Raw genomic sequence first — 18723 nt, 5'->3', positions numbered from 1 at the left:
TGGCCGACTATTGGCTGGCCGTCGGCGCCAGCTTCACCTTGATGACGTCGCCCGGCAGCACCGGTGTGTCTTCCTTGGCCTCGATCTCGCTTGTCTTACCGTCGGAAACGCGCACCAGCGAATAGAGAAAGGTCGGTTCTTCACTGCTTGTGATGGCGGCCGTCGTGGCGGGATCCGATGCCTGGGCTATCAGGCCCTTCTGCATGCCCACCCGGAGTGCGGCCTCGTTCAGGTCGGCTTCGACCTGCTGCCGGCTGGCGGCAAGGTTCGAATTCAAGGTGTTCTGAACATCGATGGCGTCCTGCGACGCCTTGCTGATCGACTGCTTGGCGGTGAGGATGGCCGTCTCATAGTCGAGAATCTGGCCTTGCAGATTGGCGACGGACTGCTCCGAACTCAGTATGCGGGTGTTGACGACCAGGCCCTTCTGCACCAGCGGGCTGATGCTTTCGAGCTGTTGTTTGGCGAGGTCGACCTGCCGCTGCTGGTTGACGATCTTCTTCTGCAGCGCTTCGATTTCGCCCTGCAGGACCCCTTTCAATTCGTCGAGCGCCTGCAGCTTCAGCTTCAGCGCCTTCTGGTCGGCGGTCAGAATCTGCATTTCGTCGGCGACGATGGCCTGAAGCCTCGGATCACCCTCGACTTCCTTCGGCACCTCGAAATTCGCCTTGCCGGCAAGGTCCGCGTCGATGCGGGCACGCTTGACGATCAGCCGCACGCGCTGGTCGTCATAAATGTCGAAATTGCCTTTGGCGGTCACCAGGTCCTTGCCCAGTTGCGGGCCATAGTCGGCGTTGCGCCTGTTGCCGCCGGCGATGCTGACCGCCTTCAGCACGGTCAGATCGGGCACATAGGGAAACTGGCCGGGGGTCTGAATCTCGCCCGAGATGTAGAACGGCCGGAACTGCACCATCTCCACCGAGGCTTCCGGCTTGTCCGACAAGGCAAGCTTGCGCTGCAGGGCGACGCTGATCGCGGCCGCGACCTCCGAAGTGGTTTTGCCGGCCGCAGGCAACTCACCGACGAACGGCACCGACAGGGTTCCAGCAGGACCGACCGAATATTCGCCGTTTACCGCCGTCCAGTCACGGAACGTGCCTTCGACGGTCTGCCATTCGGCGACGCGGATGTTGAGCTTGTCCTGCGAGCCGAGCCGATACTCGTCGGCCATCGCTGGACTGGAGAGCGCCGGAACCGTGAGCGACAGTGCGAGGCACGTGGCGACAAGCCGTGCCGGCCGCATCGGGCCAGCAAGGCGAAAATACGCTGATATGTCTGTTTTCAACTGAGCGTTTCCGATCCGTTTTGGCCCCATCCGCCCGATAGGCCTGCTGCCGAGTGCTGGTTGAGCACCGCGGTTGCAAATGCAAGGCCGGCCCATCGCCGAATGGCTTTGGACCGGATTGGCTTCGGGCCGGAACCGGCCCGATTGCTGACCAGTTGCGGTCGGTCAGTAGGAACCGCGCGACATCCACACCGCAGGCACGGTCTTGAGGATGATGCGAACGTCTTCGAACAACGACCAGTTCTCGACATAGTGGCGGTCGAACGCGACGCGGCTATCATAGGAGACATCGTTGCGCCCGCTGACCTGCCAGAGCCCGGTCAAGCCAGGCCGCGACTTCAAATAGTAGACCGCGGCGCTGCCATAGATCTCAAGCTCGTCGCGCACCACGGGACGAGGCCCGACAAGGCTCATGTCGCCCTGCAGGATATTGATGATCTGCGGCAATTCGTCGAGGCTGAGCTTGCGCAGAACGGCGCCGACGCGGGTGACACGCGGATCGTTCTTGAGCTTGCGGGTCGCGATCCATTCGGCATTGGCTTCCGGGTTGACCGCCAGATAAGCGGTCAGCACGCGTTCGCCGTCTTCGACCATGGTGCGGAACTTGAGGCACGGGAAAATCCGCCCGCCGCGTCCAATTCGCTTGTGGCCGTAGAAGATCGAGCCACCGTCGGAAAGCTTGACCAGAAGGGCCACCATCAGGAACAGCGGGCTGAGCGCCACCAGGCCGACAAGTGAACCGAAAATATCGAAACTGCGCTTTAGCAGCCCGCCAATCGGTGGCGGAAAATCTATGCCGACCTGCGAAAATGCCGCATTGGCCGACTTGGCAACATCCCTCATGCAAAAGCTCCATACGTTGAACGGATGGTTTATGTCACGATACCAAAAAAATGCTGCAGCGCAACACACAATTTCCCATACGGGTGAAATAGTCACGTCATGAATTGACTAAATAATAAACGCGCCCTGCCCAAATTTTGCCCTTTATGGCGAGTTTGTGACGAATAATTAGCAACGTCAGGAAATGTAATGCCTTTTTTCGGCCAATTTTGGCCGAATCGTCCTTCACCTCAGAGGGAACGGCTTTAACTGATTTTCGAATCACTCGTTTTGCCAAATTAACCAAATAAAATACTAATCAACATTGTAGGTTCTACTCAAGTAGAAATCGTTTGACGAGTTAGGCCACCACCCCTGCGTGTGCATCGCAGCATGGCAGAGTCGAACGGGTCGGCAGATTGAAAATTATCGCCGGTTGCCCTTGCCGTCAGTTTCGCGCCTTAATAGAGTCGCAAATTATTCCTGTTAGAGTCTGGATGGGTTGGGAAGGCCGGAAGCAACCGGCCGAAAAGGAGCAGCTAAATAAGCTCGCTGGCGAATGGGGAGATACTCGGGTGGGTAAGTCATCGCTTTTGCATGCTCGGGCCGGTTGACGGGCCGCCGATCATGTCGTTACCAAAATTCGTCATTGGAATGGTCTTCGCCCTCGCGATCGTGGCTGCGTGGTCCTATGTCGACGGCGCAACGGTCACCACAACGGTGCTTCGCGTCATCGGCTGCGCTGTCCTCATTCAGATCGGCTATTTCCTGCTGGTCTATGTGATGATCGCCAGGAGCGCTCCGACATCGGCAGACAGGGCTCGCGACGCCGAAAGAAGCCTCGGCGCTGAAAAGGCGGCTGAAGGCGAGAAGCTCTCGGCCAGGCGCAGCGTGCACTGAACAGTCTGAGGCCGCAACGTCGGCCTCGGATCATCGCCGATCTAGCCTGCCTCGGCCGGCTCCGGTTCCGATTGCTCGCCTGAAAGCATTTTGGACAGGCGGCTGCCGGCCTTCGCTTTCAACCTCTGATATTGCCCGACTTCGACGATGCGGCCGGTTTCGATCGCAACCACCCAGTCGGCGAAGGCGATCATCGACGGCCTGTGCGCAATGGTCAGGATGGTCATCGACCCGCGCAAGCCGTCGATCGATTTGGCGATCAGAGACTGGTTCTGCCAGTCGAGCGCGCTGGTCGCCTCGTCGAGAATGAGCAGCAAGGGCTTGCGCAGCAGCGCGCGCGCCAGCGCAATACGCTGGCGTTCGCCGCCTGAGAGCCGCACGCCGCGATCGCCGACCACCGTGTCGAGCCGCAACTCCAGCCGCTCGACAAAATCGGCGCCATGCGCGGCGCGAAGTGCAGTCCACAGCTCCGCGTCGCTGGCCTGCGGTGCGGCAAGGCGCAGATTGGCGGCGATCGTGTCGTGCAGCAGGAATACATCCTGCGGCACATAGGCCACCTGGTCGCGCCAGCGCCGACGGTTGGCAGCATTGATCTCGACGCCGTCGGCCAGGATCGTGCCTTCGCTGGGTTCCAGCAGGCCGAGCAGCATGTCGGCAAGCGTGCTCTTGCCCGATCCGGAAGGACCGATCAGGGCCGTCACCTTGCCGGCGGGCAGACCGAAGGTGACATCGCTCACCACCGGCTTGCCGCCAGCTTCATAGGCAAAGGAGACATTGCGGATGTTGAGCCCGATATCGAGCGACAGTTTGACATCGGATTCGCCATTCGCCGGTTCGCGCTCGGCGTCGAAACGCGCCTGCATGTCGCGCATCGAGGCATAGGCGGGCAGATTGATCAGCACCTGCTGCGCCTGCATCTGCATATCCATGAAGCGCGGCGCAATGCGCATGAACACTAGAAGCAGCACAACGATCTCGGCCAGGGAGAGGTTGAAGCGGACCAAAGCGACATAGATGAACAGGCTGAGGCCGATGACGCTGGCGACCTGGAACAGAGCGGTGCCGATGGTGCTGTTGCGCACATAGTTGATGTTGTCGGCCTTCATTCTCTCCAGCGTCGCGCGAAGCTGCGCGTAATAGGTCGCCTCGACATTCAGGCTCTTGGCCACCTTGATGCCGCCGAGGAACTCCGAGACCGTTCGGTACTGATCCTGGCGATTGGTGGTCAAAACCCGGCCGAAGGCGCTGGCCCGCGCGCGAAACGGTTGCAGCGCCAGGAAGGTGACGATGCCGACGACGATGGCGAACGCCGTCATGACAGGCGAAATGAACAGCGACACCACGAGATAGCCGGCCAAAAGGACGGCGATCTGCACCAGCATCAGCAGCGAGAAGGCGGCCGACTGTACGCGGTCGATGTCGCCGGTCAGCGCGTGGTCGAGGTCGGAGCTGCGCATGCGCGCAAAAATCCCCCACCGCGCTTTGCCGATGCTCTCGAACAGGTTCATGCGCAGCCGGTTGATGAAGTCGAGCAGCAGCCGCGCCATGTAGACGGATTTGTAGCGATTGAACGCCGCCTGCAGCGCGACAAGCCCGACCAGCAGGCAAAGCACCGTGGCCAGTTGCAACGTGCCGTCCGGCGCCAGCCAGCGCACAAAGTCATTGTTCGGCAGCCTGACGGCGAAATTCTGCTCGGGCCGCCCGACCAGATGCAGCAGCGGCACCAGAAGCAGGATCGAGATGCCTTCGGTCAGGCTCCCCAGGATGAGGAACAGCAGCGCGGTCAGCGTCCTGCGCCCGCCGATCCGGGCCATGGCGGCGCCGAATCCGGCGACATCAAGGTAAAACGACAGTTGCAAGATCTTCGATGAGGACATGTCAGCTCACCGCGGCCGGTTGCCGGCAGCCAGATCGTTTTCGATCAGGGCGACGGCTTCACCGATCCGGTCGAGCCCGCTCGGCACTTCAAGGCGGCAGACGCCAACCTGGCTGGCCAAGGCGGCGCATTGGCTAAGATGCGTCGTGGCAAAATCGCCGACCAGGGCCGGGCGGCCGAACCGGGTCACATAGGAGAATTTAATGATTGCCGGCAGGGCGCCGACGCTTGGCAGCGGCATAATCGCTGCCTTGTCGCTGCGCTCGAGGATATAGATCCTGGTCACCGGCACCGCATCGCCTGAGAACCCGCCGTGCAGGCGATGCTGCATCTTGTCGATGGCCGCATGCACTTGCGGGCGGATCTCCGCCTGGATCGGGATGGCGGCGGCGGCATCGGCGGCGAGCTTCAGCTGCGGGAAACCCGGAACGATCATCGGCCGGTCCGCCAGATCGAGCGCCACGACATCGTCGGTCAGCAACCGATGGCCGGCCCGGATCATCGCACTTGCCGTCGTCGATTTGCCCGCGCCTTTGTCGCCCATGAAAACAGCGCTGTTGCCGCCGACGGCAATGGCGCTGGCGTGCAGGATGAGCAGGCCGCGCTGATGCAGGAGCAGCGCCATGACCGGACCGAGCAGCGGGAACGCCAGCAGTGCATCGTCCACGCCCGGCGCCGGCTCCACCTCGATGCGGCAGGCGTCGGTGATCAGGAAGGCGCCGACCGTCTGCCATGCCAGATATTGCTGCCGCGGCTCGAAGCGGAAAGCGGTTCCGGTCTCGGGCGAGGGCTTTGGCAGGTCGATCGGGCCGACCGCGATCAGCACGTCGACAGAGGCCGGCGCGCTTGGCTCCAGCTCGGGCAGCTCGATCTGCGAAGCGATCGTCAGGCCATAGGCCTTGTAGAAGTGCCGCACGCGGGCAGCACCTGGATGCCGGTCATCGGCGGCGAGTGACATGTTGGCCGGCATCACGCGTGCCTCCCGCGCAGTTGCACCTGCCGCAACCACAACGACAGTGCGATCGAACGCCAGACATACTGGACATCGGGCAAGGTGGCTTCGTCCGGTTGCCGCGAGATGCGGCCATAGGCGGCGGTCACTTCGGGCAGGTTGACGTAAGGGGCAATCAGCGCCGCATCCGAAACCAGTACCTTGTCGAGGAGATCGCGGTGATTGCCGAGCATGCCTTTAACCAAGTTGGAGGTGAAATCGATCTTGTCGCGCCGCCACTGCACCGCCGGCGGCAAAATTCCTTCCATGGCCCGCCGCAGAACCGAACGGCCGAAGCCCTGGTTCAGCTTTTCCGCACCGGGCAGCGCCAGGCAGAACTCGACCAGCGGCTTGTCCCAGAAGGGGTAGCGGGGTTCGACGCCGAAATTCGCCGCCGCCTTGTCGAGAACCTCGAAAGCGTGCGGCACCATCCCGTTCGACAGCAGCCAGCGATGGGTCAGGGTCTCGCTGGCGCTGACCGCGGGCGGCATATAACCGGCTCTGCGGAACCGCTCGACAAGGTCCGTCCGCTTCGCCAGATCCGGATTGATCAGGCCGCGCCAACTCGTCGCCGGCCGCCCAGTGGGATGGCGCCGCAATTTGCTCAGCGCGCGGTTTGCGAGCCGTCTGATTTTGGCAATGCGCCAGGCCGGCCCGTAAAGGGTGAGGAACTGGTAGTAGAGGCCGAGCATGCCGTCGCCATAGGTATTGGAGGCGCTGCGCAGCTCGCGCCACAGCTCCATCCATTTGCCCGCATCGGCGAGTTCGTGCAGATGGCCGTGGCCCTGCGAAACCACCTCGTCGCCGCCATGGCCGTCCAACAGCACTTTCATGCCCTTGGCGCCCGCGGTTCTGTAGATGTCGCGGGTCAGCGATAGGCCAGGCGCCAGGAACGTTTCTTCCTGCTCTTCCAGGATGCGCTCGAATTCAGCGAAGGGCGCATAGTTGCCGACGGAAATCAGGGTGCCGTCGACCCTGTGCTGCCCAAGCACCGCCTCGATGAAAGGCCGCTCGTCCATCGGCGAACCCTTTTCGAACACCAATGAGAAGGTCGGCAGCCTCGGCTTCCGCTGCGCCGTATTCTGCAGGCCTGCAACGCAGGCGATCGAGGAGGAATCGAGCCCTCCACTCAGCATCGCACCGACCGCCGGCGTGCCGCGCATACGGTTGCGGACCGATTGCGAAAACAGATGGCGAAACTCTTCGGCCGCGTCCGACCGCATCCGCCTGGGCGAAGGCTCGATCTGCCAGTAGCGGCGCAACACCACCTGGTTGCCGGTCACGGTTAGGCTGTGGCGCGCCGGCAGGCGGAAGATATCGGCGTAGGCGGTTGATTGCGGATCGTCCGGCAGCCCAGCGAGAAATCCGGAAATCTGATGTTCGCTGATGCGCATGTCGACGCCGCCGACATCGAGGATCGGCCCGATCTCGGAGGCAAAGACGAAGCTCCGGTCGCTCGAATGGTAGTAGAAGGGTTTGACGCCGAAATGATCGCGCACGCAAAACAGCTGCTGGCGCTCGCCATCCCAGATGGCAAAGGCAAAATCGCCCTGCAGATGGTCGGGGCAGGCTTCGCCCCAGCGCAGATAGGCGCGCATCAACAGCACGGCGTCGGCAACCGAGCTGTCCCTGATGCCGAGCCTGGCCAGCAATTCGTCGCGATTGTCCAGTCGGCAGTCCGCGGTGATCGCGAGCTTGCCGCCGGCCATCGTCAGCGGGCCGGGTCCGGCTTCATCGGTGGTGTTGAGCCAGGCGTGGCCAAGAACGACGCCCTGGTCCATCCACCACGAACTGCCGTCAGGCGCGCGATGCTGCATGCGGGCAAGCATGCGCTGGATATCGGCCGCGGCCGCCGGCTTGCCTTCCTGCCTGAGCAGAATTCCGGCGACGCCGCTCATCGGTCACTGGCCGTGGTCGACGAGATGGGTAAACCTGCCAAGCGAGCCGCCAAGCACAATGTGGTCGCCGCTGACCAGCCAGGCATGCGCCTTCAATTCAGTCCCGGTATCGCGCTCGATGCCGATACGGATCTTCGAAGCGTTGCCCTGGCGGGCAAGCAGATACTGGCCGGAAAGCGCCTGGGTGAGGCAGCTTGCGCCCGGCACCAGCCGCGCCGCGGCGGCAACGCCCCAGGCGACGCGCCTGAGATCGCCGAGGCCGGCCGGCTCGCTCGCGTCGAGCCGCGTCACCACGCGACGCACCCGGTTGTAGGAAAACAGTGTCAGCCCCAGCCGCACCGCGATGACCACCGCGAGGCAGTGGCCGAGAAAAAACATCTCCGGTCCGCTGAGCGAGAGAACCCTAGACAAGTTCCTCATTATGGAGCCTCGCAAGCCCGGCATCCGCCAGACCTTTCAACAATCCGTCGACATCGGCTTTGCAGCGTTCGGGCTCGACATTGTAGCGCTCGAGTACTGCGCTGCGGATTTCCGCAATCGGCTTCGGCTCCTGGATCAGCTCCCAGATAAAGGCCCCGACGCTGTTCAGGCTGTAATAAATGTTGGATCGCATATCGAGCAGCGCCAGGCCGTTGCCGAATTCGCAGGCCACGGCATCCTTGCTGGCGCTCACCCGATCATGATCCGAGGGTTTCCAGTCCATCCTAAACCTCGCTCACACGACACTGCTTTCAACGCCAATGCTTGGGCAATTCCGGACAAGACGCGAGAGCCGGGACCTGAGCCCCGACTCTCCTTAATGCGCTCTGTTTCAGAGTCAGGACTTTGTCACCCCAACGAGAAGAGTCTCAGGAGAAGGTGAGTTCGCCGACCGGCGTATGTGCCGGAAACGAGGCGTCGAGTGCCGTGGTGCCGCTACCGCCTTGCGTGATCGTCTCGATCGAGCCGTGGACCGTCAGGCTTGGGGTTTCGTACTCATGCTTTTCAACATTCTGTTCCATTTTACTCTCCAATTATGGACTGGAAGCGGCCTGTCGATTGCCGACAGCGATCTATTGCTGCACCGCAATAGCTGCATGGCAGCATTTATGAGTCAAGTCTGATTTACCCACCGTTAATCAATTCTCGGTTGCGGCTGCCTGCCAGGGTGATCAAAACGCTTGCATCTGCATTCTAGCCGCGCATTCCGGGTAGATTCAACGACCTATCCGTGACGCTTAATTAAGCATCTGATTTAATTGCATTAAAATTTTCGCCCAAGATGCCTGTCTTTTGAGCTCGGCCGAATTGGGACAAAATTGTTGCGGGCGTGCCCGCAACATGGCCGGATTCGGCCGACGATCGCGCCCGCTTGTGCAGTTGTGTCGCTAAACGCTCAGGTTGCAGGAAATCGGCGCTGAAGGAAAAACTGGACGCGGCAGATGATTTTGGCGATGCTTTCCTTCGCACTTGCAATATAACTCGCCTCACAAAATTTTTTGCGGAGATGCTGCAGCATATGGCCTTGCAGGAAGGGACCTTCGAAAGATTGCGCGCCGCCGGCTGCGCCGACGAAGTGGCCTATGTGCAGGCGTGCCTGCGGCTATTCTTCAACGCGGAAGCGAGCGCCAGCACTGCGCCTGCACCGGCCATCTCCGTTGCCGATGTTTGCGACATCGCCAGGCTGAACAAGGTCGGGACCTTTGTTCTGAAAGCCTTGTCGCGCCCACCCGTGGGCGAGACCCCGCCGGGGCTGCTCGAGTGGCTCGACACCTATCGCCGGCGCACGATCGCGATGAACTCGTCCGGCATCATGGATTCGATGGCCATCGACAAGGCGCTGCGCGACAGCAGGATCGATTTTGTCTTCCTGAAGGGACCGTTTCAGCAGCAGTTGCTCTACGGCGACCACTTCATGAAGCCGTCCGGCGATGTCGACATATTGGTGTCGCCGGCCGGCTTCTTCAAAGCCCGCGATGCGCTGCGCTCGATCGGCTACGAGGTCGCCGGCAAGTCCCGCTCCGTCTGGTGGGTGCGGTTTTTGGGCGAACAGCACATGGTTCGCAGCCAGGGCCAGAAACTGTCCACCGTCGATCTCCATTACCGGCTGCAGCAGCCGGGATCGCCGAGCCCGCGTGACACGGACGGCTTCCTGCGCCGCAAGCGCGCGCTTGCGATCGCCGGCTCCAGCGTGCCTTTCATCTCGGCTTCCGACACCCTGCTGTTGTCATGCATCAGCGTCGCCAAGGCGCTGTTCAACCGCGAGCCCTGCGCGGGCTATGTCTGCGACATCAGAGCCGCCGCCAGCCGCCTGAGCGAGGCCGAGCAGCAGACTGTACTCGACCACGCGGCCGAGCAGGGGCTGGCCGACACGTTGCTGCTGGGCCTGCGCGCCGCCGACGTGCTGCTTGGCGGCTCCGGCACGCTGCTGTCGGAGCGGGCGACGCGGATCCTGTCACGCATCGGCAATGAAGACCTGTTCCACATGGTCGTCGCGCCGTGGCTGTCGTCGCTCAGATGGCCACAGCGACGCACCGTCTTATGGGAGCTGTGTGGACGCGAACCGGTCCGGTACCTGAGCGAGGCCGGCTGGGCCGCATCCGCCGACCTCAGCCGGCGGATCTTCGAACGGCCGGAAGGCCGGTGATGATGGCTATCGCAGGACGGCAGCAGGCAGCGACGATTCCGTCCTGGTTGGGTGCCGACGGATCATGGGAGGATGGGTTGGGGTTCCCCGCGGGGGACAAGGGGCAGGGCAAAGTCGGCAACCATCTATGGAATTGAAAGGCGTCCCCATGTCCGTATCAGAATCCCGGGTCTGCGTGATCATCGCGGCCCGCAACGCGGCCCGGACCATTCCTGCGGCCATCGCCTCGGCGTTGCGCGAGCCGGAGGTGGCGGAAGTCGTCGTCGTCGACGATGCCTCCACCGACGACACCGCAAAAGTCGCCACTGCTGCCGACGATGGCACCGGCCGGCTGTCGGTCATCCGCCTCGACGTCAATCGCGGACCGTCCTGTGCCCGCAATGCCGCCATTGCCGGCTCGAAATCGCCCTTCATCAGTGTTCTCGACGCCGACGATTTCTTCCTCGAGGGCCGGTTTCGCCAGCTGTTTGCCAGCACCGACTGGGATTTCGCCGCCGACAACATCATGCTGATCCGCGACGATACGGCGACCGATGTCTCGAAGATCGTCGCCCCGTCCTTTTCGGCCGAGCCGGAGTTCCTCGACTTCGAGCGGTTCATCGAAGGCAATATCTCCAGGCGGCGCGTGCAGCGCGGCGAACTCGGCTTTCTCAAGCCGGTCATATCAAGGGCTTTCCTCGACAGGCATGGGCTGCGTTACGACGAAAACCTGCGGCTCGGCGAAGACTATGAGCTTTACGCCCGCGCCTTTGCGCTTGGCGCGCGATTCAAGGTCCTCCGGTCCTGCGGCTATGGCGCTATCGTGCGCGCCGATTCGCTGAGCGGCCGTCACAAGACGCAGGATCTGAAGCGCCTGGCCGATGCCGACCTGGCGCTTCTCAAGATCGACAGCCTGCCTGAAGGCTCCAAGGCCGTGCTGCGCAAGCACGAGCGGCATGTGCGCGACAAATACCGGCTGCGCAATTTCCTCGACGTGAAGGCCGAGCGCGGCATGGCGTCGGCCGCCGCCTATGCGCTGGCCAGCCAGTCAAACCTCATTCCCATCGTTCGCGGCGTTGCCTCGGACAAGCTCGATGCGTTGTTTCGTCACGTCGGTTTATCACCGAGACAGCAGCCAGTGCCGCCCTTGCGGTACTTGATGGCGGGAACCAGCACGTCCCTGGACAAGTAGGCCTGTTCAGTCCGCGGCAACGGGTAAGGAAGGTGGAAAAATTGCCTTTCTGAAACTCGGAGGTTGCCTACGCGCCCCGACGATGGCACTGTATGTTGCGGTGCAGCAATTTTGGAAGGCCAACCGGATGGCTTCAATTTTCGGCTTCAGGTCCAGGGACCCGGCCCGGGACAAGCAGACCGATCTGGCGCGTTTCGACCGTCTGGCAAAGCTGCTGGATCAGATCACGGCCGAGATCTCGGCCGAGAAAACCGGGCTGGAGAATCGCTATCGGTCGGAGTCCACCAACGCGGCCTTCCTGGTCGAGTCGATGGAGAACGGTTCAACGTCGGCAAGCAAGCGGTCTGAGGTCGGCGAATTGACGAAATCGATTCTGAACTGCGAACAGCGCATAGCCGAATTGGCGCGCCAGACCAGCCGGATGAAGGACCTGCGTCATTCACTCGACGTGATCGTCGACGAAAATGGCCAGGGTTCCGATTCGCAGGGCGAATTCATCAAATCCGCAAGCCGGGCCTGACAGCTTCGGCTCGGGCCGGTCATACGAGGCACAAACGAGAAAGTTCGAGGGGACGGAGGATCGAGACCAGCCCGTTAGTGATGCGGGCCAATCGGTGACTTTGGGTTGGGGCGGAACAGCACAAAGGTGAATTGATATGAACGCAGATCCGAAGACGACTCCCATCGTGGCGGTCGATGCCATGATTTCGGCGCAGCCAAATCGGCAAGTGCGTCTTCTATCCGTCGGCGCGCTTCTGCTGGCGGCAGCCGCAGCGCTCTTCGGCGCCGCGCAGCCCTCCCGCGCCCAGGATGCCTCCCCGGAGATACAAAGCGCACCGTCCTTCGTCGACGATTTCAAGAGTTTCGATCGCTCGCGCTGGTATGTCTCCGACGGCTGGTCGAACGGCAAGCACCAGAACTGCACCTGGTCGAAAAGCCTGGTCAAACTTTCCGACAACATGCTGACGCTCGGCTTCGAAAAGCGCAAATTGAAGGATCGCGAGTTCGCCTGCGCCGAGATCCAGACCAAGCAGCGCTTTGGCTACGGAACCTATGAGGCGCGGATGAAGACCGACACCGGGTCCGGCCTCAACGCCGCTTTCTTCACCTATATCGGTCCCGCCGACAAACAACCCTGGTACGAGATCGACTTCGAGGTCCTGACCAAGGACACCTCCAAGGTGCAGGTCAACAGCTACATCGCCGGCAAGCCCAAGAACGAGAAGCTGGCCGAAGTCGAAGGCGGCACCGACAAGGGCTTCAACGACTATGCCTTCATCTGGGAAAAGGACCGGCTGCGCTGGTACGTCAACGGCAAGCTGGTCCAGGAAGTGACCGATCCCGAGCAATTGCCGACCCATTCGCAGAAGATATTCTTCAGCCTCTGGGGCAGCGACACGCTGACCAACTGGATGGGCGCGTTTTCGGATCCCGGCCGTCAGGTGTCGATGCAGGTGCAACGCGTCGCCTTCACCGCGCTCGGCCAGCCGTGCCAGTTTCCGGAATCGCTGGCATGTAGTGTAAGCAGCATAAAGTAGATCTGAACCGGCCCGACAATATCAGGCCAAAGGGCATGAACAGGAATTAACCCGAATGAATTTGACGGTCTTTGGAATTGGCTATGTCGGTCTCGTGCAGGCCGCGGTGCTGGCGGAAGTCGGGCACCAGGTGGTGTGCGTCGATGTCGACGAAAAGAAAGTCGAACGGCTCAACCAGGGCTTCGTGCCGATTTTCGAGCCGGGACTGGAGGCCCTGGTCAAGGAGAACCATGCGGCCGGCCGCATCAAGTTCACCACCGATGCCGCCGCGGCCGTCAAGCATGGCGAGATCCAGATGATCGCGGTCGGCACGCCGCCCGGAGAGGACGGCTCGGCCGACCTCAAATATGTGCTGGCGGTGGCCGAGACTATCGGCCGCGAGATGGACAGTCCCAAGATCGTCGTCGGCAAGTCGACCGTGCCGGTCGGCACCTGCGAAAAGGTCAAGGCCAGGATCGCCGAGACGCTGAAGGTGCGCAGCCGCCAGGATCTGGCTTTCGACGTCGCCTCCAATCCGGAATTCCTCAAGGAAGGCTCCGCCGTTGCCGACTGCATGAAGCCCGACCGCATCATTGTCGGCACCAACAGCGAGGGCACCGAGGCGGTGATGCGCGAGCTCTACGCGCCGTTCAACCGCAACCACGAGAAGATGATCGTGATGGACGTGCGCAGCGCCGAATTCACGAAGTACGCCGCCAACTGCATGCTGGCGACCAAGATCTCCTTCATGAACGAGATGGCCAATCTGGCCGAGCAGCTCGGCGCCGACATCGAGGAGGTGCGCAAGGGCATCGGCTCGGATCCGCGCATCGGCTACCACTTCATCTATCCCGGCCTCGGCTATGGCGGCTCGTGCTTCCCCAAGGACGTGCGCGCCCTGATCAAGACCGCCGAAGGCGTCAAGTTCGACGCCAAGCTGCTGCGCGCCGTCGAGGAGCGCAACAACGAGCAGAAGTCGGTGCTGTTCGACAAGGTGCACCGCTATTTCAAGGGCAATCTCAAGGGCAAGACCTTCGCGCTCTGGGGCTTGGCCTTCAAGCCCAACACTGACGACATGCGCGAGGCGCCGGCGCGCGTCCTGATGGAAGCGCTGTGGAAGGCCGGCGCCAGTGTGCAGGCTTATGACCCCGAAGCGATGCAGGAATGCCAGGCCATCTATGGCCTGCGCGACGATCTGCTTCTGTGCGGCACCAAGGAGGCAGCACTGCGCGGCGCCGACGCGTTGCTGATCGCCACCGAGTGGAAGAGTTTCCGCGCCCCGTCCTTCGACGCGGTGAAGGATGCGCTGACCACGCCGGTCATCTTCGACGGCCGCAACCTCTACGACCCCAAGGTCATTGCCCGCCACGGCATTGAGTATTTCTCGATCGGCAGGATGGCGGCATAGGGCAGGGCGGCACAACGAGGAGCCAGGTTCATGAAAGTTCTGTTTGCAGGCGGCACCGGCTACACGCCGCAATTCAGCGGTGGCGTCCAGTCGAGCACTCACCACCTGGTCGAGCAATTGCGCGAGAACGGTCACGAGGCATCCGTTCTGGCAGCGCTGTTCGGCGACGGCATGTTCGGCTTCAGGGCGCGCGCCAAGATGAAGCTCCTTCGTCAGCGCGCGGTCATCGACAATTTCCCGGGCTATCCCGTGGTGCGGGCGTGGTTTCCCTGGGAAGCGGCCGGCTTCGCCGTCGAAAAGTTGAGGCCGGATGTCGCGGTCGTGCAGTGCCACAATTCGGTGCCGATCGGCAGAGAGCTGCAGACGCTTGGCGTGCCGCTGGCCGTCTATCTGAGGAATGTCGAATTCGACGAATTGGCCGGCGATCTGCGTGAACTCCATTCGGCGGTGTATATCGCCAATTCCGAGTTCACCGCGCGCGCCTACAAGGCAAAATTCGATATCGATTCGACGGTTATCCCGCCGACCATCAATCCCGCGCTCTACAGCACACCGACGACGGGTAAATTTATCACCCTCATCAATCCCTATGAGGAAAAAGGCTTCGATCTTGCGGTGCGCATTGCCGCGGCCTGTCCCGAGATCCCGTTCCTGTTCGTCGAAAGCTGGAAGCTCGACGACGATCATCGGGCCCGGATCGAAGCAACGATCTCTCCCCTCCAAAACGTCAAGCTGGAAGGCCGCACCAGCGACATGAAGACGGTCTACGGCCGCACGAAAATCCTGCTTGCGCCCAGCAAATGGGAAGAGGCCTGGGGCAGGGTGGCCTCGGAAGCGCATTGCAGCGGCATTCCAGTTGTCGGCTCGCGGCGTGGCGGCCTGCCGGAAGCGATCGGCTCCGGCGGCGTGGTGCTGGACTACGACGCGCCGCTCGCCGACTGGGTCGCAGCGGTCAGACGGCTGTGGAACGACGAGGCCGAGTACAAGCGGCTGTCAGCGGCAGCACGCCAGTTTTCGGAGCGTCCGCAAATGAATCCCGACAGCCAGTTCGCGACGTTCATGGGCGTTCTCGACAGCGCAAGGCGTATCGGCCTGGAGCGCGCAGCCTAACGCGTCGCGTTGGAATTCAGCTGACACGCTGCGGCGCCGGGCGACGGCAGTTGCGCAAAGTTCCCGTGAGCCGGTTCCCCATCCGGATCAATTTTTATTGCTGCAGTGCAATATTTTGTGGCACCGCAGCAATCAACGTATTCTGCCTGTCTACATTAGGCACAGCGGTTCAGGCGCCGGGCAAAGACGATGTCGAGAACGGTTGAGGCCTTGTATCGTAGGCGCGGCGGCAGCCGCCGCCGTACAAATTCGCTGAGTCCACCTGCCCATCGCCACCATCGCGCCAATGTTCGGGAAATCTTGCTACGCTGCACCAAAAATGTTGCAGTGCAGCAAAACCTGTACTAACGTCCCTGCGGGTGGGCCAACCGCGGTAGAGTTCTATGCTGCATGTCTTGTGCCTCCGGCACCCTGTTTTCGACCCGGCTTTTGTCAACGGCACACCGGCTCCCCGCACGAGCGAATCCCGCCGATGAAGATTTGCTTCGTAGTCGACAAGTTTCCCTCATTGTCCGAAACCTTTGTTCTCGACCAGATTGCCGGATGCCTTGAACGCGGCATGGAAGTCGGCGTCGTTTGCAACGAGACGTCCTTCGGCAAGGACAGCAACGTCGACGATCCGCGCTGGCAGGCGCTGCCAGGAAAGGTCGTCTGCTGGTGGGGTGGCCTGGGTCGCTATCGTCCGCTGCTCAGGAAGTGGACCGGCAGGTTCTGGGACAAGCTCTCGACGGCCATCGACATTGCTCATGCGCGAAAATTGCAGGGCGCCGACGTCATCGTCGCCCATTTCGGCAACAACGGCATGCGCGTGGCGCGCGCCATCAAGCGCGGCAGGATTTCCGCTCCCCTGGTGACGATATTTCACGGCCGCGATGTCGGCGAGCCGCTGCATGACAATACGCTGGCGCGCTACAAAATCGTGTTCGAAAAAGGCGCTCTTCAACTGCCGGTAAACGGCTTTTTCCGCGATGCCTTGATCGAGGTCGGCGCATTGCCGGAGCAGGTTGTGGTTCACCATATGGGGGTGCGGCCAAATGACATCGACTACCAGTGGCGCTCGTGGGAGCAGGCCACGCTCTCTTTCATCTCGGTCTGCCGCCTGACCGAAAAGAAGGGCATCGAATATGCGCTTCGCGCGCTTGCCGGCCTGCCGCGCCGCGACTGGATCTATTCGGTGATCGGCGGCGGAGAACTTCTTGAGGAGCTGAAGGCGATTGCCGCAAATCTCGGCATCGCCGACAGGGTGCGTTTTCTTGGGTCCCGGCCGCACAGCGAAGTCAAGCAGCGCCTGCGCGACGCGCATGTGTTCCTGCTGCCCAGCGTCGGCGCGCGCGATGGCGATCTGGAAGGCATTCCGGTTTCGCTGATGGAAGCGATGGCCGCCGGCCTGACAGTGGTCAGCACATATCATTCCGGGATTCCCGAACTGATCGATGATCACAAGACGGGTTTTCTCGTGCCCGAGCGGGACGTTGCGGCGCTGACGGGCAAACTTGCCTGGATCGCAGAGAATCCGAAGCTATGTGAAGAGATCGCCCTCGCTGCGCGCAAGAAGATCGAGGCGGAGTTCAACGCAGATGTGCTGAACGAACGTTTCGCACAGATCGCCAAGCAGCTTGGCGAAACGAGGTCGCTTGCATGAACGCCAATCCGCCCCCCCAGTTCGGTCGTGTCGCCCTGCGCGGCGGGCTGGTTACCATCGGCGCCCAGGGCTTCAAGATGGCGATCCAGTTTCTCTCCGTCATCGTGCTCGCCCGTCTGCTCGTTCCCGAGGATTTCGGTCTGGTGGCTTCCGTCGGACCGGTCGTTGCCTTTGTCGGACTGCTTCAGAATCTGGGCCTGCAGCAGGCAGTGGTTCAGCGCAAGGACATCAGCAACCAGCAGCTCAACCAGGTGTTCTGGATCAGCGCACTCGTCGGGCTGGGCAGTGCCGTGGTGGTGGCCGGCCTGGCGCCTGCCATCGCCGCGTTCTACGGCGATCAACGCATGTCTGGCATCACCCTTGGCTCCGCCCTTCCGTTGCTTCTCGGCAGTCTGGCCGCGGTGCCGCTGGCGTTGATGAATCGCCACCTGCAGTTCGGCCAGCTCGCACTGAACGACGTGATAAGCGCCGCCGCCGGACTTCTGGCCGCCGCGATCGCGGCCTATGCGGGGCTGGGCTACTGGTCGCTGGTCATCGGCCCGGCGGTTTCGGCGGTTGTCGCCCTGGCCGCCGCCTGGCGGGTGGCGCGATGGACGCCGTTGCGTCCGGACCTGAAAGTCGACGCCGACATATTGTCGTTCGGCGCCAACCTGACCGGCTTCAACCTCGCCAACTTCTTCTCGCGCAATCTCGACAACATTCTCATCGGAAAATATTCCGGTGCGATCGAGCTCGGCTATTACGACCGCGCCTACAAGCTCCTGCTGTTCCCGCTGCAGAACATCAACCAGCCGCTGACGCGGGTGATGGTGCCGCTGCTCAGCCGCATCCACGATGACAAGGCCCGCTTTCGCGATATCTATGTGCGCACCAATTGGATGCTGGCGGCCGTTACCATGCCGGGCATCGCGGCGCTGACGCTGACCTCCAATCAGATCGTCGGACTTCTCTTCGGCCCGGGCTGGGCGCCGGTCGCACCGATCTTTGCCTGGCTGGGCATCGCCAGCCTGGTCCAGTCTGTGTCAAGCACGACGGGATGGATATTCATCTGTCAGGGCAAGACGAAGACCATGTTCCACTGGGGCATCTATTCGTCGCTGACGACCGTCGCCGCCTTCATTGTCGGCCTGCACTGGGGCGCCGTCGGCGTCGCCGCGGCCTATGCCATCAGCGGTTACGTGCTGCGCGTTCCCGTGCTCGCGGTACTGGTCCATCGCGTCGGTCCGGTGACCGCCGCCGACTTCCTGCTTATGCAGGGGCTTTTCATCGCCTCGTCCCTGCTTGCCTGGTTCTTGTACCTGTGGTTGCCGGTGTCTCTAACGGGCCAGTCAGACCTGCTCGCGGTCTTTTTGGCGCTTGCCCTCAACTACGGCATCGGCCTCGTTTTCATGCTTGCCGTCCCGCAGTCGCGACGCGCTTTGTTCACCACCCTGTCCAACGCCGCTCGCAACATCCGCTGAGCGGCCGCCGATCAGCG

At 62.0% G+C, this 18723-nt stretch carries 17 protein-coding genes and 1 pseudogene; 10 read left to right on the top strand and 8 right to left on the bottom strand.

Going from position 1 to position 18723, the window contains the following annotated elements; genetic code table 11:
• Positions 1-7: 7 nt before the first annotated feature.
• The gene (locus ACWGTO_RS16435; protein WP_454575866.1) at positions 8-1285 is read right to left on the bottom strand and encodes a polysaccharide biosynthesis/export family protein; all 1278 of its coding nucleotides are present in this window, start codon (positions 1283-1285) and stop codon (positions 8-10) included.
• Positions 1286-1450: 165 nt separating this feature from the next.
• Positions 1451-2128: a sugar transferase gene (locus ACWGTO_RS16430; protein ID WP_454575865.1), complete on the bottom strand. Its 678-nt coding sequence runs from the start codon at positions 2126-2128 to the stop codon at positions 1451-1453.
• Between the two features lie 606 nt (positions 2129-2734).
• On the opposite strand from ACWGTO_RS16430, the gene ACWGTO_RS16425 reads away from it, so the two are divergent.
• Entirely contained in the window at positions 2735-3007 is a 273-nt protein-coding gene (locus ACWGTO_RS16425; protein WP_454575864.1) for an exopolysaccharide production repressor exox, read from the top strand.
• Positions 3008-3048: 41 nt separating this feature from the next.
• Here the strand turns inward: ACWGTO_RS16425 and ACWGTO_RS16420 are convergent, their stop codons facing one another.
• From ACWGTO_RS16420 to ACWGTO_RS16395, 6 genes are all read right to left on the bottom strand, one after another.
• The gene (locus tag ACWGTO_RS16420; RefSeq protein ID WP_454575863.1) at positions 3049-4884 is read right to left on the bottom strand and encodes an ABC transporter ATP-binding protein; all 1836 of its coding nucleotides are present in this window, start codon (positions 4882-4884) and stop codon (positions 3049-3051) included.
• A gap of 6 nt (positions 4885-4890) precedes the next feature.
• Positions 4891-5856, bottom strand: a complete 966-nt coding sequence (locus ACWGTO_RS16415) for a serine kinase (protein WP_454575862.1) — start codon at positions 5854-5856, stop codon at positions 4891-4893.
• Complete coding sequence (locus tag ACWGTO_RS16410; RefSeq protein ID WP_454575861.1) at positions 5853-7772, bottom strand: lasso peptide isopeptide bond-forming cyclase; 1920 nt, start codon at positions 7770-7772, stop codon at positions 5853-5855. The genes ACWGTO_RS16415 and ACWGTO_RS16410 overlap by 4 nt, the downstream gene beginning before the upstream one ends.
• 3 nt (positions 7773-7775) lie before the next feature.
• Entirely contained in the window at positions 7776-8150 is a 375-nt protein-coding gene (locus ACWGTO_RS16405; RefSeq protein WP_454575860.1) for a lasso peptide biosynthesis B2 protein, read from the bottom strand.
• Between the two features lie 25 nt (positions 8151-8175).
• On the bottom strand, positions 8176-8475 hold the full coding sequence (locus ACWGTO_RS16400; RefSeq protein ID WP_454575859.1) for a PqqD family protein: 300 nt from the start codon (positions 8473-8475) through the stop codon (positions 8176-8178).
• Positions 8476-8620: 145 nt separating this feature from the next.
• Positions 8621-8773, bottom strand: a complete 153-nt coding sequence (locus tag ACWGTO_RS16395) for a lasso RiPP family leader peptide-containing protein (protein ID WP_023684233.1) — start codon at positions 8771-8773, stop codon at positions 8621-8623.
• 497 nt (positions 8774-9270) lie between these two features.
• Between ACWGTO_RS16395 and ACWGTO_RS16390 the strand changes: the two genes are divergently transcribed.
• From ACWGTO_RS16390 to ACWGTO_RS16350, 9 genes and pseudogenes are all read left to right on the top strand, one after another.
• Entirely contained in the window at positions 9271-10398 is a 1128-nt protein-coding gene (locus ACWGTO_RS16390) for a nucleotidyltransferase family protein (protein WP_454575858.1), read from the top strand.
• A 148-nt stretch (positions 10399-10546) separates the two neighbouring features.
• The gene (locus ACWGTO_RS16385; RefSeq protein WP_454575857.1) at positions 10547-11569 is read left to right on the top strand and encodes a glycosyltransferase family 2 protein; all 1023 of its coding nucleotides are present in this window, start codon (positions 10547-10549) and stop codon (positions 11567-11569) included.
• A 127-nt stretch (positions 11570-11696) separates the two neighbouring features.
• Positions 11697-12089 carry a hypothetical protein gene (locus ACWGTO_RS16380; protein WP_454575856.1) on the top strand — a complete coding sequence of 131 codons (393 nt, stop codon included), beginning with the start codon at positions 11697-11699 and terminating at the stop codon, positions 12087-12089.
• A 136-nt stretch (positions 12090-12225) separates the two neighbouring features.
• The gene (gene exoK / locus ACWGTO_RS16375) at positions 12226-13107 is read left to right on the top strand and encodes an endo-1,3-1,4-beta-glycanase ExoK (protein WP_454575855.1); all 882 of its coding nucleotides are present in this window, start codon (positions 12226-12228) and stop codon (positions 13105-13107) included.
• Positions 13108-13162: 55 nt separating this feature from the next.
• Positions 13163-14494 carry a UDP-glucose dehydrogenase family protein gene (locus tag ACWGTO_RS16370; protein WP_454575854.1) on the top strand — a complete coding sequence of 444 codons (1332 nt, stop codon included), beginning with the start codon at positions 13163-13165 and terminating at the stop codon, positions 14492-14494.
• A gap of 30 nt (positions 14495-14524) precedes the next feature.
• Positions 14525-15604: a glycosyltransferase gene (locus tag ACWGTO_RS16365; protein WP_454575853.1), complete on the top strand. Its 1080-nt coding sequence runs from the start codon at positions 14525-14527 to the stop codon at positions 15602-15604.
• Between the two features lie 286 nt (positions 15605-15890).
• Positions 15891-16577, top strand: a pseudogene (locus tag ACWGTO_RS16360) (hypothetical protein); the annotation flags it as partial.
• Positions 16578-17246 (top strand): glycosyltransferase, encoded by a 669-nt coding sequence (locus ACWGTO_RS16355; RefSeq protein WP_454576022.1) that lies wholly within the window; start codon positions 16578-16580, stop codon positions 17244-17246.
• Entirely contained in the window at positions 17243-18706 is a 1464-nt protein-coding gene (locus ACWGTO_RS16350; protein WP_454575852.1) for a lipopolysaccharide biosynthesis protein, read from the top strand. Before ACWGTO_RS16355 ends, ACWGTO_RS16350 begins: the two co-directional genes overlap by 4 nt.
• Positions 18707-18723 lie beyond the last annotated feature (17 nt).

The organism is Mesorhizobium sp. PL10 (genome assembly GCF_053714315.1).
Note: the sequence above shows the minus strand (reverse complement) of the source record. Positions and strands in the feature narration are given on the sequence as shown.